The 14,834-nt window shown below is 72.8% G+C and carries 14 protein-coding genes; 8 read left to right on the top strand and 6 right to left on the bottom strand.

Annotated elements, in window-relative coordinates; genetic code table 11:
- Window positions 1-16: 16 nt before the first annotated feature.
- Complete coding sequence (locus ACFQ11_RS03925; RefSeq protein ID WP_378296386.1) at window positions 17-826, bottom strand: SAM-dependent methyltransferase; 810 nt, start codon at window positions 824-826, stop codon at window positions 17-19.
- 152 nt (window positions 827-978) lie between these two features.
- Between ACFQ11_RS03925 and ACFQ11_RS03920 the strand changes: the two genes are divergently transcribed.
- The 4 genes from ACFQ11_RS03920 to ACFQ11_RS03905 all read left to right on the top strand — a co-directional run bounded on the left by ACFQ11_RS03920 (window position 979) and on the right by ACFQ11_RS03905 (window position 6,303).
- Window positions 979-2,160 (top strand): cytochrome P450, encoded by a 1,182-nt coding sequence (locus ACFQ11_RS03920; protein WP_378296385.1) that lies wholly within the window; start codon window positions 979-981, stop codon window positions 2,158-2,160.
- Between the two features lie 173 nt (window positions 2,161-2,333).
- Complete coding sequence (locus ACFQ11_RS03915) at window positions 2,334-3,371, top strand: hypothetical protein (RefSeq protein ID WP_378296384.1); 1,038 nt, start codon at window positions 2,334-2,336, stop codon at window positions 3,369-3,371.
- An 87-nt stretch (window positions 3,372-3,458) separates the two neighbouring features.
- Complete coding sequence (locus ACFQ11_RS03910; RefSeq protein WP_378296521.1) at window positions 3,459-5,240, top strand: glycoside hydrolase family 15 protein; 1,782 nt, start codon at window positions 3,459-3,461, stop codon at window positions 5,238-5,240.
- A gap of 10 nt (window positions 5,241-5,250) precedes the next feature.
- Complete coding sequence (locus ACFQ11_RS03905; RefSeq protein WP_378296383.1) at window positions 5,251-6,303, top strand: glucose 1-dehydrogenase; 1,053 nt, start codon at window positions 5,251-5,253, stop codon at window positions 6,301-6,303.
- On the opposite strand, the gene ACFQ11_RS03900 is transcribed toward ACFQ11_RS03905, so the two are convergent.
- A complete protein-coding gene (locus ACFQ11_RS03900; RefSeq protein WP_378296382.1) occupies window positions 6,287-7,534 on the bottom strand; it encodes an acyl-CoA dehydrogenase family protein in 1,248 nt (415 codons plus the stop codon). The genes ACFQ11_RS03905 and ACFQ11_RS03900 overlap by 17 nt on opposite strands.
- Before the next feature lie 9 nt (window positions 7,535-7,543).
- Complete coding sequence (locus tag ACFQ11_RS03895) at window positions 7,544-9,103, bottom strand: AMP-binding protein (RefSeq protein WP_378296380.1); 1,560 nt, start codon at window positions 9,101-9,103, stop codon at window positions 7,544-7,546.
- Between the two features lie 128 nt (window positions 9,104-9,231).
- Between ACFQ11_RS03895 and ACFQ11_RS03890 the strand changes: the two genes are divergently transcribed.
- Entirely contained in the window at window positions 9,232-9,828 is a 597-nt protein-coding gene (locus tag ACFQ11_RS03890) for a TetR/AcrR family transcriptional regulator (protein WP_378296379.1), read from the top strand.
- A gap of 211 nt (window positions 9,829-10,039) precedes the next feature.
- Here the strand turns inward: ACFQ11_RS03890 and ACFQ11_RS03885 are convergent, their stop codons facing one another.
- Complete coding sequence (locus tag ACFQ11_RS03885; RefSeq protein WP_378296378.1) at window positions 10,040-10,501, bottom strand: CBS domain-containing protein; 462 nt, start codon at window positions 10,499-10,501, stop codon at window positions 10,040-10,042.
- 150 nt (window positions 10,502-10,651) lie between these two features.
- Between ACFQ11_RS03885 and ACFQ11_RS03880 the strand changes: the two genes are divergently transcribed.
- Complete coding sequence (locus ACFQ11_RS03880) at window positions 10,652-11,977, top strand: cation:proton antiporter (RefSeq protein WP_378296377.1); 1,326 nt, start codon at window positions 10,652-10,654, stop codon at window positions 11,975-11,977.
- 64 nt (window positions 11,978-12,041) lie between these two features.
- On the top strand, window positions 12,042-13,322 hold the full coding sequence (locus ACFQ11_RS03875; RefSeq protein ID WP_378296376.1) for an ArsB/NhaD family transporter: 1,281 nt from the start codon (window positions 12,042-12,044) through the stop codon (window positions 13,320-13,322).
- Here the strand turns inward: ACFQ11_RS03875 and ACFQ11_RS03870 are convergent, their stop codons facing one another.
- On the bottom strand, window positions 13,323-13,883 hold the full coding sequence (locus ACFQ11_RS03870; RefSeq protein WP_378296375.1) for a hemerythrin domain-containing protein: 561 nt from the start codon (window positions 13,881-13,883) through the stop codon (window positions 13,323-13,325).
- A 146-nt stretch (window positions 13,884-14,029) separates the two neighbouring features.
- Between ACFQ11_RS03870 and ACFQ11_RS03865 the strand changes: the two genes are divergently transcribed.
- Complete coding sequence (locus tag ACFQ11_RS03865; RefSeq protein ID WP_378296373.1) at window positions 14,030-14,461, top strand: ChaB family protein; 432 nt, start codon at window positions 14,030-14,032, stop codon at window positions 14,459-14,461.
- Window positions 14,462-14,465: 4 nt separating this feature from the next.
- Here the strand turns inward: ACFQ11_RS03865 and ACFQ11_RS03860 are convergent.
- On the bottom strand, window positions 14,466-14,834 hold a 369-nt coding region (locus tag ACFQ11_RS03860; protein ID WP_378296372.1), incomplete at its 5' end, for a magnesium transporter MgtE N-terminal domain-containing protein.

The raw sequence follows: 14,834 nt of genomic DNA, 5'->3' as shown, positions 1-14,834 counted from the left end.
GGGGCGGCGGGCCGAATCAGGGGATGCGGGCGGCGGCGCAGTACATCGAGACGTCCTCCACGCGGGGACGGTGTTCCGGCGGGAGGTCGGGACGCCACTCGACGACGCTCGTGACGCCGGGGTCGACGAGGTCGAGGCCGTCGAAGAAGCGGGCGAACTCGTCGCGGGTGCGGAGGCTGAACGGGACGCCGCTGCGGCGGTTCGTCTCCACGGCCTCCTCGTACTGCTCGGGGGTGAGGTGGTCGCCGGTGGCGTGGGTGATGACGACGTGGCTGCCGGACGGGAGCGCGTCGACGAGCCGCGCGACGATGCCGTACGGGTCCTCGTCGTCGGACACGAAGTGCATGATGGCGACGAGCATCAGCGCGACGGGACGGGTCAGGTCGAGGGTCTCGGCGAGTTCGGGCGCGGCGAGGATCCGGCCGGGTTCGCGCAGGTCGGCGTCGATGTAGGCGGTGCGGCCCTCGGGGGAGCTGGTGAGCAGGGCGCGCGCGTGGACGAGGACGACGGGGTCGTTGTCGACGTAGACGATGCGGGCCGCGGGGTCGATCGACTGGGCGACCTCGTGGACGTTGCCGGCCGACGGCAGCCCGGTGCCGATGTCGAGGAACTGGGTGATGCCGGCGTCGCGGGCGAGGTACCGGACGGCGCGGGCCATGAACTTCCGGTTCTCGCGGGCGGCGAGGGCGACGGTGGGGAAGCCGGACGCGACCGTGTCGGCGGATTCGCGGTCGACCGAAAAATTGTCCTTGCCGCCCAGCCAGTAGTTGTACCGGCGCGAAGGGTGAGCCTTCGTCGGATCGATCCCCGGCGGAACCGGTTCCATGGGCGCCTCCCGCATGTTTCGGCCCACTTTATTGCGTCCGGTCGCCTGACCGGGACGCGGGTGCGCCGGAGTTGTCGTGAAATGGTGGCGACCACGCCCCGGAGCAGGCAAGATCGTTTCCTCAGGGCGCCGACGAACCGGGAGACTTCGCCGTGGAAACCTTCTACAGTCCGTTCGACTTCGCCGTCCAGGACGACCCTTACCCGGTGTACGCGCGGTTGCGCGAAGAGTCGCCGGTCTACCGTAATGACAAGGACGATTTCTGGGCCCTGTCCCGCCATGCGGACGTCATTGCGGCGCTGAAGGACGCGAACCGTTTCTCGAGTGTCAACGGGCTGCGGCTGGAGCCCGCTTTCTGGGGGCCGGACGCGGAGAGGTTCTTCTCGTTCGTCGCGATGGACCCGCCGCGGCACACCCGGATGCGGGGCCTGGTGTCGCGGGCGTTCACGGCGCGGCGCGTCCAGGAGCTGGAGCCGCGGATCCGGGAGATCGCGCGGGAGTGCATCCGCCCGCACGTCGAGGGCGACGCGTTCGACATGATGACCGACTTCGCGGCGCGGTTCCCCACCGACGTGATCTCCGAGCTGGTGGGCGTCCCGGAGGCGGACCGCGCCAAGGTCCGCGACCTCGGCATGGCGATCATGTACCGGGACGAGGAGGGCGACGACCTGCCGCCCGAGGCGCTGCAGGCGATCGGCGCGCTGGTCGGGTACTACACCGAGCTGACGGTCGAGCGGGGCCGGGAGCGCCGGGACGACCTGCTGTCGGGGCTGCTCGACGCCGCGGACGGCGCCGACCGGCTCACCCCCGAGGAGATCGTGGGGGTGCTGATCCTGCTGGTGGGGGCGGGCATCGAGACGACGATGCTGCTGCTCGGGAACGCGTGGAACGCGGCGTGGCTGCACCCGGAGGCGCGGGCGGCGGCGTTCGGCGGGCGGGTCGGCGACTGGATCGAGGAGACGCTGCGCTGGGACCCGCCGACGCAGGCGATCGCCCGGACGACGACCGAGGCCGTCGCGCTGCACGGCACCACGATCCCGGCGGACGCGCGGATCCTGCTGCTCACCGGGTCCGCGAACCGCGACCCGCGGGTGTTCGACGACCCCGACCGGTTCGACCTCGACCGGGACACGGGCGCGTCCCTCGCGTTCGGCAACGGGCGGCACCACTGCCTGGGCGCGAACCTCGGACGGCTGGAGGCCCGGATCGCCCTGGAGGAGATCACCGGGCTCGTCGCCGACTTCGAGATCGACGAGGCGAACGCCCGGCGCGTCCGCTCGTCCAACGACCGGGGGTTCGCGGCGCTGCCGTCCCGCATCACCCGGCGCCGCTGACCTGCCGCCGCTGACCCGCCGCCGCTGACCCGGCGCCGCTGACCCGGCCGGGGCGGCCGGGGCGGTCTCGCGGCGCGAGCGCGCAGGGGCGCCGCGTGAGCAATTCTTACGGGCCGCGAACGTGATGATCCCGGACCTCCCGGACGGGTCCGGTGATCACTACGTTCGCCCTCATGTCGCACCTGACGATCCACCGCCGGGCGGGCCTCGGAGCCGCGGCCCTCGCCCTCGCCGTTCCCGCCGCGCTCGCCGCCGCCCCGTCCGCCGCCGCCGACACGACACCCCAGGTCGCCTCGACCAGCGTCTCGCCCGCCGTGATCCCGGCCGGCGGGCAGGCGCTGCAGACCGTCCGGCTGACCGCGCCCGCGCCCGCGGGCGGGCTCGGCGTCGAGGTGATCAGCGTGGGGTTCGCCGACGGCAACTACCAGCACTCCACCGGCGGCGGGTTCGTCCGCGTCCCCGAGGGCCGGACCAGCGTCACCTTCCCGATCCGGCTTGAGGCCTACGAGGACGAGACCGTCGTCCCGCTGGTGGCCCGCCGGCACGGCGTCTCCGCCGGGACGGACGTGACCGTGCAGCCGCTCGACTGGCGCGAGCAGACGGTGAAGGACGTGGAGGTCGACGTCCCCGGGGACTCCAACGCGGTGGTCGCGGGCACGAAGGTCACCGGCTCGGTGGAGCTGGCGGCCCCGGCCGCGGTCGGCGGGACGTCGGTGGACCTGCGGATGACGAACGTGTCGGGCCTCCCGGACGGTCCCCACGCCAAGATCCCGCCTTACGCGGTCGTTCCCGCGGGAAGCACCCGCGGCACGTTCACCCTGGAGCACCCCGGCGTCCCCGTCCAGGGGATCGGCATCGCCGACGTCGAGGCCGACCTCGGGCACCCCGCCATGCGGGAGGCCGTGCTGCTGGTGCCGAAGCAGTACACGGTCGGCGTCGTCCGCGAGCTGCGCGCGGGCGCCGGGCGGAACCTCGGGGCGGTCGGCCTGGGCGACCGCTGGCACCCGTTCGGGGCCGTCATCGAGCTGACCAGCCACACCCCGGGCGTGACGGTGCCGGAGAAGATCGAGATCCCGGCCGACGAGGCGGGCAGGCACTTCCGCATCGACGTGGCGGAGTCGGTGCCGGTCGGCACGAAGGTGCGGATCTCCGCGAAGTGGGTCCTGTCCACCGCGGGGACGGTCACCACCGAGGCCGTCGTCACCGGGTAGCGGGCACGGTCCGCCGCGCGAGCTTTCACCGCCTCGGAGACGGGTAGGCAGGGGGCGTCCCCCATCCCGAGGAGTGAATCTGTGGCGTTGCGGATCGAGGATTACGGGCTGCTCGGCGACCTGGAGACGGCCGCGCTCGTGGGCCGCGACGGGTCGATCGACTGGCTGTGCCTGCCGCGCTTCGACTCGCCCGCGTGCTTCGCCGCCCTGCTGGGCGACGAGCACGCGGGTTTCTGGCGTATCGCGCCCGCGGCGGGCGGGCTGTGCACGCGACGCCGGTACCGGGGGGACTCGCTGATCCTGGAGACCGAGTGGGAGACCCCCGAGGGGACGATCCGGCTGATCGACGCGATGCCGCGCCGGGGCGAGGCCGCGGACGTCGTCCGGATCGTGGAGGGCGTCAGCGGGCGGGTCCCGGTGCACATGGCGTTGCGGCTGCGGTTCGACTACGGGCGGATCGTCCCGTGGGTGCGGCGCCGCGACGGGCAGCTCAACGCGATCGCCGGGCCGGACGCGGCGTGGCTCGACACCCCCGTGCCGCTGGAGGGCCGCGAGGAGACGACGTACGCCGACTTCGCCGTGTCGGCGGGCGAGCGGGTGCCGTTCGTCCTGACGTACCGTGCGTCGCACGAGCCGTACCCGCACCCGGTGGATCCCGAGCAGGCCCTCGCCGACACCGAGGCGTTCTGGGCCGACTGGATCGAGGGCTTCCGGTACGAGGGCCGCTGGCCCGAGGCCGTCCGGCGGTCGCTGATCACGCTGAAGGCGCTGACGTACCACCCGACGGGCGGGATCGTCGCGGCCGCGACGACGTCGCTGCCCGAGCAGCTCGGCGGTTCCCGCAACTGGGACTACCGGTTCTGCTGGCTGCGGGACGCGACGTTCACGCTGCAGGCCCTCCTCGGCACCGGGTTCGTCGCGGAGGCGAAGGCGTGGCGGGAGTGGCTGCTGCGGGCGGTCGCGGGCAACCCGGCCGATCTCCAGATCATGTACGGGATCGACGGGACGCGGCGGCTCCCCGAGTACGAGCTCGACTGGCTCTCCGGGTACGAGGGCGCGTCGCCGGTGCGGATCGGGAACGCGGCGTCCGGGCAGTTCCAGCTCGACGTGTGGGGCGAGGTCCTCGAGGGGCTGCACCTCGCGCGGGAGGCCCGCATCGAGGCGGACGAGACGGCGTGGGACGTCCAGCGGGCCCTGCTCGACTTCCTGGAGGGGCACTGGCGCGACCCCGACGACAGCCTGTGGGAGGTGCGCGGGGATCCGCGGCACTTCGTCCACTCGAAGGTGCTGGCCTGGACGGGCGTCGACCGGGCCGTCCAGGCGGTGGAGCGGCACGGTCTGGACGGCCCGGTCGACCGGTGGCGGGCGCTGCGGGAGACGATCCACCGGGACGTCTGCGAGAACGGGTACGACGCCAGGCGGAACACGTTCACGCAGTTCTACGGGTCGGACGCGCTGGACGCCGCGACGCTGCTGATCCCGCAGGTCGGCTTCCTGCCGTGGGGCGACCCCCGGGTGGTCGGGACGGTCGAGGCGATCGAACGCGACCTCTACCGGGACGGGTTCGTCCTCCGCTACGACACGGCCGCCGGGGTGGACGGGCTGCCCGGGCACGAGGGCGCGTTCCTGGCCTGCACGTTCTGGTTCGCGGACGCGCTGCACGGCATCGGCCGCACCGCGGACGCCGAGGAGCTGTTCGGGCGGCTCCTCGACCTGCGCAACGACCTGGGGCTGCTCAGCGAGGAGTACGACACGGTGGCCCGGCGGCAGGTCGGGAACACCCCGCAGGCGTACTCGCACGTCGGGCTGGTCAACACCGCCCGGCACCTCAGCGGCGCGCCGCCGGCGGCGCGCCCCGCCACGCGATGAAGGAGACGGCATGCGCGCGTTGACCATCCTGCCCGGGCGGCCCGGGTCGCTGTCGGTCACCGAGGTCCCGGACCCTGAGCCGGGCCCCGACGACCTGCTCGTCGAGGGGATCGCCGTGGGGGTGTGCGGCACCGACCGGGAGATCGCGGCCGGGGAGTACGGCTCGGCCCCGCCGGGACGCGACCGCCTGGTCATCGGGCACGAGTCGCTGGGCCGGGTGCGGCACGCGCCGTCCGGCAGCGGCTTCTCCCCCGGCGACCTGGTCGTGGGCGTCGTCCGGCGGCCCGACCCGGAGCCGTGCGGGGCGTGCGCGCGCGGCGAGTTCGACATGTGCCGCAACGGCCGCTATACCGAGCGCGGCATCAAGGACATCGACGGGTACGCGAGCGAGCTGTGGCGGGTCGAGACCGGGTACGCGGTGACGCTCGACCCCCGGCTCGCGGACGTCGGCGTGCTGATGGAGCCGACGACCGTGGTCGCGAAGGCGTGGGAGCAGGTCGAGAAGGTCGGGTCCCGTGCCTGGTTCGAGCCCCGCACGGCGCTGGTGACCGGCGCGGGCTCGATCGGGCTGCTCGCCGCGCTGCTCGGCGTCCAGCGGGGCCTGGACGTCCACGTGCTGGACCAGGTCACCGAGGGCCCGAAGCCCGGCCTGGTCGCCGACCTCGGCGCGACGTACCACCACGACGGCCTCGACGCCGCGGTGCGGGCGGCGAGGCCGGACGTGGTGATCGAGGCGACGGGCGTCGGGCGGCTGGTGTTCGGCGCGATCGGCTCCACCGCGACCTACGGGATCGTGTGCCTCACCGGCGTGTCGCCGGCGGGGCGGAGCCTGACCGTGGACGCGGGCACGCTGAACCGCGACATCGTCCTCGAGAACGACGCGATCGTCGGCTCGGTGAACGCGAACCTGAACCATTACGCGGCCGCGGCGGACGCCCTCGTGAAGGCCGACCGGGACTGGCTCGGCCGCCTGGTCACCCGCCGCGTCCCGCTGGACGACTTCGCCGACGCGTTCGACTCCCGCGCCGACGACGTCAAGGTCGCCCTCACGCTCGGCTCGTAGCGGCCTCCCCGGCGGGCCCCGCGGCGAGGGCCTCGGCGTACATCGACAGGCCCTTCGCGATCGCGTTGCGCTGGATCTCCGAGGTGCCGGTGAGGACCCGGAACATGCGGACCTTCCGGAACAGGTACTCGACCTCGGAGCCCTGCGTGAGGCCCTCCTTGCCGTGGATCTGCACGGCCTCGTCGAGGATCCGGAACGCGGTCTCGGCGACGTACAGCTTGCACATGAACGCCTCGAGGCGCGGAGACGTCCCGGCGTCGAGCGCGGCGATCGCGCCGTAGGTCATCGAGCGGGCCGCGTAGTACTCGGTGGCCATGTCGGCGAGCTTGTGCTGGATGGCCTGCAACTTCAGCAGCGGCGCACCGTGGACGATCCGGGTCCGCGCCCGCACGAGCGACAGTTCGATCGCGCGGCGGGCCATGCCGAGCAGCGTGGGGCAGTGCAGGAGCCGGTTGACGGTGACGCGGCCGAGGCCGATGCGCATGCCCTCGCCCTCGGCGCCGATCAGGTTGGCGGCGGGGACGCGGCAGCCGTCCAGGACGACGTCGGCCTCGATGTGCTCGCCGGACATCGGGGTCGCGCCGTCCTCGACGCGGCAGCCGGGCCCGTCGAGGTCGACGAAGAACGCCGAGTAGGAGTTCTCGGTGCCGTCCATGCGGGCGATCACGATGGCGAAGTCGGCGAACGGCCCGGCCGTGCTGAACACCTTGCGGCCGGTGAGCCGGTACCCGTCGCCGTCGCGGACCGCGACCGTCCGCATGGCGCGGACGTCCGAGCCCGCGTCGGCCTCGGTGAGCGAGAAGCAGCAGGCCCGCTCGCCGCGCGCGACCGGCAGCAGGTACTCCTCGATCTGCCGCTCGGTGGCGTTGCGGAAGATGTCGCCGGCGCGGAGGGGGCCGCCCATCTCGCCGAGGACGCTGTGCCCGAGGACGCGCCCGCCCGCGGCGATCTCCTCCTTGAGCGCGGCGAGCCGGGTGTGCGTCAGGCCCCGGCCGCCGTACTCCTCGGGCAGGTGGATGCCGTAGAAGCCGAGTTCGCGGCTGCGCCGCCACACCGGTTCGAGGATCTCGCGGGTGAGCCGGGTGGTGCGGTCGACGCCGTGCTCGCGCTCGTAGCCGGCGAGTTCCCCCGCGAGGTAGCCGCGCAGGGACGCGACGAGGCCGTTCAGCTCGGGGTCGTCGTCGTAGGACGGCCGCAGCGTGAAGGTCGAGAAGCTCTGCGAGAAGGTCATCGTGTCCCCTCAGTTGACGCGCCGGTCGACGCCGGCCCAGAACGGTTCGCGGACGGCCTTGCGGTCGACCTTGCCGTTGCGGTTGACCGGCAGCCCGGCGACGAAGTCGACCGAGCGCGGCTTCTTGTAGCGGTCGAGGCGGTCGGCGCAGAACTCGATCAGCTCGTCCGCGGTGACGTCCGTCCCGTCGTGGCGGACGACGACGGCCTTGACGGCCTCGCCCCATTTCTCGTCGGGGACGCCGACGACGCAGACCTCGCGGACCGCCGGGTGCTCGTAGAGGGCCGACTCCACCTCGGTGCAGTAGATGTTGAACCCGCCCGAGATGATCATGTCCTTCTTGCGGTCGACGATGAACAGGTAGCCGTCCTCGCGCATCCACGCCAGGTCGCCGGTGTGCACCCAGCCGTCCCGGAACGTCTCCGCCGTCAGCTCGGGCTCGCGCCAGTACTCGCGGACGCAGTCCTCGCCCCGGACGACCAGCTCGCCGATCTCGCGGGGCGGCAGCTCGCGGCCCGCGTCGTCCACGATGCGGATCTCGGTGTCGTACGCGGCGCGGCCGCAGGACGCGAGCAGCTCGGGGTCGTTCTGGACGGCCTCGGCGAGCGCCGCGCTGCTCAGCCCGGCGACGACGCTGGTCGTCTCGCCGAGCCCGTAGCCCTGCGCGACGATCGGGCCGAACGTCTCGACCGCCTGCCGGAGCCGCTGCGGGGACACCGGCGCCCCGCCGATCCGCAGGCTCGTCAGGCTCGACAGGTCGCGGTCGGCGATCCCGGGGTGGGCGAGCAGCATGTTCAGCATGGCCGGGACGATGAACGTGGCGGTGATCCGCTCGCGCTCGATCGTGTCGAGGAACGCGCCGGTGTCCCATGCGGGCAGGATGTGCGCGGTCGCGCCGCCGAACACGCCCGCGAGCAGCCCCATCCCGGGCGCGTGCGTGATCGGCCCGCACGCCAGGTAGCGGACGCCGGGGCGGGAGCGGGAGTCGTCGCTCATCATCTGCTTGCGCATGTTCGCCCGGCGGTTGCCGAACGTCTGCACGGCCGCCTTCAGCCTGCCCGTCGAACCGGACGTGAAGTGCAGGGTGCAGGGGTCGTCCGGGGAGACGTCCACGGCGACCGGTTCCGGCTTCCCGTCCTCGAGCAGCTCGGCGTAGGTGAGCGGGCGGGCCTCGCCGGCGAGGTTCTCGGGGTCGAGCACGACGGCCTCGCAGCCGGGGCGGACGGCCGCGAGCGCGTCGTCGGCGTGCGCGGCGTCGAACAGCAGCAGCCTCGCGCCCGCGTAGCCGAGGACGTGCTCGACCTCCCCGCGGCCGAGGCGCGCGTTCACGGGGGCCCGCAGCAGGCCCGCCTTGTACAGCGCGAACTCGGCGACGACCAGCTCGCCGCGGTTCCAGGCGAGCGACGCGACGGCGTCGCCGGGGCGCAGCCCCCGGGCGAGCAGCGCCGACGCGAGCCGGTTCGCCTCGTCCTCCAGCGCCCGGAACGTCCAGACGTGCTCGCCGCAGACGACGGCCCGCTCGTCCGGCCAGTACCGGGCGCTGCGGGTCAGGTAGCTCCCCAGGTTCATGCACACTCTCCGTACTGTCAGATCAATAGCAGACAGAGTGTTCAGTATCTCCCTGGTTGTCAAGAGGTCTCTACACTTGGGAACCCGCCGGCGAGCGCGGGCGGAACCACCGTGAACGAGGGACGGCGATGGCTGAGGACAGGCGGACACGGCGGACGCGCAAGGCGCTGCGCGACGCCCTGGTGGGACTGGTGCTGGAACGCGGCTACGCGTCGATCACCGTGGAGGACATCACCGAGCGCGCCGACATCGCCCGCGCCACCTTCTACAGCCACTGCCGCGACAAGGACGACCTGTTCACCCGGCTCACCCGGGACCTGCTGGACGAGCTGGGCGCGCGGCAGCGCCCGCTGATCGCCGAGAACGCCGTGGGCTTCACCGGCAAGCCCGTCCTGGAGATGTTCCGGCACGCCGAGCAGGAGCGCGACCTGTACCGGATCATCCTGCGGGGCGAGGGCGACGGGAAGCCGCTGCGGATGTTCGTCGAGTCCTGCGTGCGGGTCACCGCCGAGGAGTTCCGCGGCCGCTCCGAGCGCAACGGCGTCGAGCCGCGCGTCAACCCCGGGCTGCTCGCGCGGGCCTGGGTCGGCGAGCAGACGGCCGTCCTGCAGTGGTGGCTGGAGATCGACGATCCCCGCCCGCCGGCCGAGGAGGTCGCCCGGATGCTGCTCGACCTCGCCGTCCACGGCCGGTACTGGGCGAGCGGTTTCGACGTCCCTGCCTAGCCTCCCGGACCGCTGCCCCCCGTTCCGGCAGGCGCGTCTCCGCCCCCCGGCCGCCACGGCCGGGGGCCGTTCGCGTGCGCCGTCCTCGCGAGGGCACCGGAAATGTGACCAAGATCGCTGACAGTCTGGCTGTAACTGAACTCTTCGTTCACATCCTGCCGCTGCCGCCGTCGGTCCCCGGCGTCGGGGACGTGGAACGCGGCCGCCCCGGTCAGGGCGCGCCGCGTTCCGGCAGCAGCCGGGTCAGCAGGTGCGCGACGGCGATGGCGCCGAGCATCGGCCCGCCGCCCGCCTCGCAGACCGCGACCACCGGGCTGCCGGACTCCGCCATGACGCTCGCGATCTCCATGACGTTCGCGTCGGCGTCCACCACCGGCAGGACCCGCTCGCCGTGCGCCAGCAGGTCCCCGACCCGGCGCCCGGCGAGCGTCCCGCACAGCCGGTCGGCGTTCCGCTCGCCGTAGACGCGGGCGAGGTTGGGGTCGTCCCGGACGTACGCGGGCATGACGTCCCGGAGCAGCAGCGCGCCCGGCAGGACGGCGACGGGGCGGCGCGCGGCGTCCACCACGATCAGCCCGGGGAAGCGGTGCTCGGCCAGCAGCCAGGCGGCGTCCAGAGCGCTGTCGTCCGGAGTGACGGCGGGGTACTCGACGGCGAGATCGCGGGCGCGCACACCTCGACGGTATACGTGCCGGGCACGCGGGCACGAGCCCGTGGCCCCACCCCGACGTGGAAAAAGTTCATCGCGTGCGGTTAAGGTCATCACCCTGTTGGCCGGGACGTCCGCCGGGGCGTCCGAGTCGTCGATCGCGAAAGTCCTGGGATGACGAACCTGCTGCTGGCCTTCGCCGTCATGCTCCTGATGGCGGTGCTGCTGTCGAGTCTGGCGCACCGGACCGTGCTGTCCACCGCGGTGCTGTTCCTGGTCGGCGGGTTCCTCCTCGGCGACGGCATGCTCGACGTGATCCCGCTGAAGCCCGAGGACGGGATCGTCTCGACCCTCGCCGAGCTGGCGCTGTTCGCGGTGCTGTTCACCGACGGCATGCACGCCGGGTGGAAGGACCTGCGCAGCGCCTGGCGGCTGCCCGGCCGCGCCCTCGGCTGGGGGCTCCCGCTGACCCTGGTGATCACGGCGCTGCTGGCCCACTACGTGGTCGGGCTCGGCTGGATCGAGTCGCTGCTGATCGCCGCGGTGCTGACCCCGACCGACCCGGTGTTCGCGGCCGCGCTCGTCGGCAACGACAAGGTCCCGCCGCGGCTGCGCCACCTGCTGAACGTCGAGTCCGGCGTGAACGACGGCCTGATCCTGCCGTTCGTCCTGATCTTCCTCGCGCTCGCCGAGGGCTCGGAGGACCTGCACATCGGCGCGCTCGCGAGCGAGCTGGCCATCGGGCTCGTCATCGGCGTGGCGGTGCCGTGGGCGGCGCTGAAACTGGAGTCGACCCGCTGGTTCGCGGTCTCCCCCAAGTACGCGCCGCTGAACGCGGTCGCGATCGGGCTGCTCGTCCTCGCGCTCGGCCAGGCCACCCACGGCAACCTGTTCCTGGCCGCGTTCGCCGCCGGCGTCACGGTCGCGTCGGTCGGCGAGCACTTCCAGGAGGCGTTCGAGCAGTTCGGCGAGCTGATCGCCGAACTGCTGAAGCTCGCCGCGCTGCTGGTGTTCGGGGCGCTGCTGTCCCCGTCCTTCCTCGGCGACGTCGGCTGGACGGGCTGGGTGTTCGCCGTCCTCGCCCTGATCGTCGCGCGGCCCGTGGCGATCTGGGTGTCGTTCCTCGGGTCCCGGCTCACCGCCCGCGAGCAGGGCGCCGTGATGTGGTTCGGCCCGAAGGGCTTCGCCTCGGTGGTCTACGGGCTGATCGTCCTCGACTCGCAGATCGCGGACGCGGACGAGATCTTCCATCTGATCGCGGTGACGATCATGCTGTCGATCTTCGCGCACTCCTCCACCGACATCGTCGTGGCGCGCGGGTTCGACAACGAGCGGGAGGTCCCCGCATGGTGGCGGCGGGACGAGCGGGACAAGGGCCCGGTGGACGCCGTCGAGACCGCCGCCGGTCCGGGCGACGGCCCGGACGCCGCGCCGGGCACGGGCGGCACGGGCGGGTCCGGGGACGGCTCCCCGCCGCCGTCCGGGGACCGCTCCGTGTGATCAACTGGTCTCCGTAGCGCTTCGCCCCTCCCCCTGGGCGTGTCCGGCCCGGGAGGGAGGAGCATTGGCCGCCGCCGCCGCGATCGCGATCTTCGTCGTCGCGTACGCCCTGATCGCCTCGGAGAAGATCCACCGCACCGCCGTCGCGCTCGGCGGCGCCGGGCTGATGCTCCTGCTGCACGTCACCGACGCCGAGGCGGCGTTCTTCTCCGAGGAGACCGGCGTCGACTGGAACGTCGTCTTCCTGCTGCTCGGCATGATGGTGATCGTCTCGGTGCTGCGGCAGACCGGCGTGTTCGAGTTCGTCGCGATCTGGGCGGCCAAACGGGCCCGCGGGAGGCCGTACCGGCTGATGGTGATGCTCGTCCTCATCACCGCGTTCGCGTCCGCGCTGCTGGACAACGTGACGACCGTGCTGCTGGTCGCGCCCGTGACGTTCCTGGTGTGCGAGCGGCTCGGGCTGCGGGTCGTCCCGTACCTGATCGCCGAGGTGATGGCGTCGAACATCGGCGGCACCGCCACCCTCGTCGGCGACCCGCCGAACATCATCATCGCGAGCCGCGCCGGGCTGTCGTTCAACGACTTCCTGATCCACCTGGCACCGCTCGTCCTGGTGCTGCTCGCCGTGTTCTGCCTGCTCTGCCGGGTGCTGTTCCGGTCCGTGTTCCGGTACGACCCGGAACGCACGAAAGAGGTCATGGCGCTGAACGAGCGCGAGGCGATCACCGACCGGCGGCTGCTGCGGCAGGGCCTCGCCGTCCTCGCCGTCGTGATCGCCGCGTTCGTCCTGCACCCGGTGCTGGGCTACGAGCCGTCCGTCGTGGCGCTGCTCGGCGGGGGCCTGCTCGTCGCCGCCACGAAGGTGACCACCGAGGACGCGCTGCGCGAGGTCGAGTGGCCCACGCTGGTGTTCTTCGCGGGCCTGTTCGTGATGGTCGGCGGGCTCGTCGAGACGGGCGTCATCGGCGAGGTGTCGGCCTTCGCCGCCGGGCACACCGAGGGGCGGCGGGGGCTCGCCGCGATGGTGCTGCTGTGGGGCTCGGCCGCGATCTCCGCGATCGTCGACAACATCCCGTACGTCGCCACGATGAGCCCGATCGTCGCCGACCTCGTCCAGGGCTACCCGGGCGACGACGGCCGGGTGCTGTGGTGGGCGCTCGCGCTCGGCGCCGACCTCGGCGGCAACGCCACCGCGATCGGCGCCAGCGCGAACGTCGTGGTGCTCGGGATCGCCGCCCGCAACGGGGCGCCGATCGGCTTCTGGCGGTTCACCGGGTACGGGATCGTCGTCACGATCACCACGATCGCGCTGGCGACCCCGTACCTGTGGATCCGCTACCTGTGATCAGCCGCGGTGGGCCATCCGGTCGCGCAGCCGGTCGGCGGCGGCCACCGCCGGCCCGGCGGCCTTCAGGACGCCCGGCTTGGGCGGCGTGTGCGGATGCGGCCGCGTCGGGGCCTTCTTCTTGGCCTCGGCCAGCTTCCGGCCCAGCTCCTCGGCCCGTTCCTTGGTGATGACCTTGCGCAGTTCCGGCCACACCCGGGTCTCCTCGTAGGAGATGTGCTCGCGCCCGTCCACGATGAACGTGCGCAGCAGCTCCTCGAACCGCTCGTCGTCCGGGTCCATGCCCATGAGGTCGTTCAGGACGAACTTCGCGGACTGCTCCTGCCCCACGGCGTGGTCCGCGAGCCGGTCGCCCTCGGGCACCAGCTCCCGCACCGTCGGCCAGAAGTACTCCTCCTCGACGGCCTCGTGCCTGGACTCGTCCATGATCAGCCGCTCGACCATCTTCCTGCGATGCTCGAGACCCTCCGGACCCGTCCGTCCGGCCCCGGCCTCCAGCTCGGCGAGGACCTCCTTCACGTGGTCGTGGTCCTGCCCGAGCACTTCGAAGACGTCAGCCATGGGTCCTCCTCTCGATGGCGGACATTCCGCCCATGCCCCGTGGGGGCGGCGCAAACGTCCGCGCCCACGGGACGCACGTCACGTGTGATTAACCCGGTTCGCCGGGTACCGCCCCCAGCAGAGCCGATCGGAAAGGAGCCAGGACGATGCCGAAGACCACCGGCAAGGGCCAGGCGAAGAAGGAGGAGCTGCCGGACACCATCAAGCGTTCGGACGCCAAGGCGCAGCGCACCTTCGCGAAGGCTCACGACTCGGCCGTCGAGGAGTACGGCGAGGGCCGCCGGGCCCACCAGGTCGCCTACGCGGCCCTGAAGCACACCCACGAGAAGGTGGGCGACCGCTGGGAGCCGAAGTCCGGCGGCGCCAAGGGGCCGTCCGACAAGCAGGCCGAAGGCGGCCGGAACACCTCCCGCAAGACCGCCGGCGGCGTCGACGCGAACGCGTCGAAGTCCCACCTCTACGACGTCGCCAAGCGCCTCGACATCTCGGGCCGCTCGAACATGAACAAGAACGAGCTGGTGAAGGCCATCGAGAAGGCGAACAACAGCAGGACGCGCAAGGCGCGCAGCAGGTCCTGAGCCGTCAGAGGCGGCGCTCGACCTGGTCGCGGACGGGACGGCCGAGGTTGCGCAGGACCGTCTCGGTGCGGCCCGCCCCCGAGCCGCGCAGCAGGTCCGCGACGACCGCGGGCGGCACGTACGCGAGCGCCGCGCACAGCGGCCGGACCGGCATCGCGTCCGCCACCCGCGCGGCCACGGCGGCCGGCAGCGCCCCGATGATCCCCGCCGCGGCGCGCGGTTCCGCGCGGGCCAGGACCCGCGCGGCGTCGTCCGGCGGGTGCGCGGGCAGAACGGCCCCGGCCGCGTCCGGGTCGAGCCCGCCGGCGGCGCCCGCGGCCTGCGGGGGCTCGAGCATCTGCAGCACCACCGCCGCGGGCGCCGCCGTCCGCCG

Source organism: Actinomadura sediminis (assembly GCF_042675525.1).
GTDB lineage: Bacteria > Actinomycetota > Actinomycetes > Streptosporangiales > Streptosporangiaceae > Spirillospora > Spirillospora sediminis.
Note: the sequence above shows the minus strand (reverse complement) of the source record. Positions and strands in the feature narration are given on the sequence as shown.

Bases quoted from the DNA above. Each gene is read 5' to 3' on its own strand.
- ACFQ11_RS03925 (WP_378296386.1), bottom strand. From the start codon at position 826: ATGGAACCGGTTCCGCCGGGGATCGATCCGACGAAGGCTCACCCTTCG.
- ACFQ11_RS03915 (WP_378296384.1), top strand. From the start codon at position 2,334: ATGTCGCACCTGACGATCCACCGCCGGGCGGGCCTCGGAGCCGCGGCC.
- ACFQ11_RS03905 (WP_378296383.1), top strand. From the start codon at position 5,251: ATGCGCGCGTTGACCATCCTGCCCGGGCGGCCCGGGTCGCTGTCGGTC.
- ACFQ11_RS03900 (WP_378296382.1), bottom strand. From the start codon at position 7,534: ATGACCTTCTCGCAGAGCTTCTCGACCTTCACGCTGCGGCCGTCCTAC.
- ACFQ11_RS03895 (WP_378296380.1), bottom strand. From the start codon at position 9,103: ATGAACCTGGGGAGCTACCTGACCCGCAGCGCCCGGTACTGGCCGGAC.
- ACFQ11_RS03890 (WP_378296379.1), top strand. From the start codon at position 9,232: ATGGCTGAGGACAGGCGGACACGGCGGACGCGCAAGGCGCTGCGCGAC.
- ACFQ11_RS03880 (WP_378296377.1), top strand. From the start codon at position 10,652: ATGACGAACCTGCTGCTGGCCTTCGCCGTCATGCTCCTGATGGCGGTG.
- ACFQ11_RS03870 (WP_378296375.1), bottom strand. From the start codon at position 13,883: ATGGCTGACGTCTTCGAAGTGCTCGGGCAGGACCACGACCACGTGAAG.
- ACFQ11_RS03865 (WP_378296373.1), top strand. From the start codon at position 14,030: ATGCCGAAGACCACCGGCAAGGGCCAGGCGAAGAAGGAGGAGCTGCCG.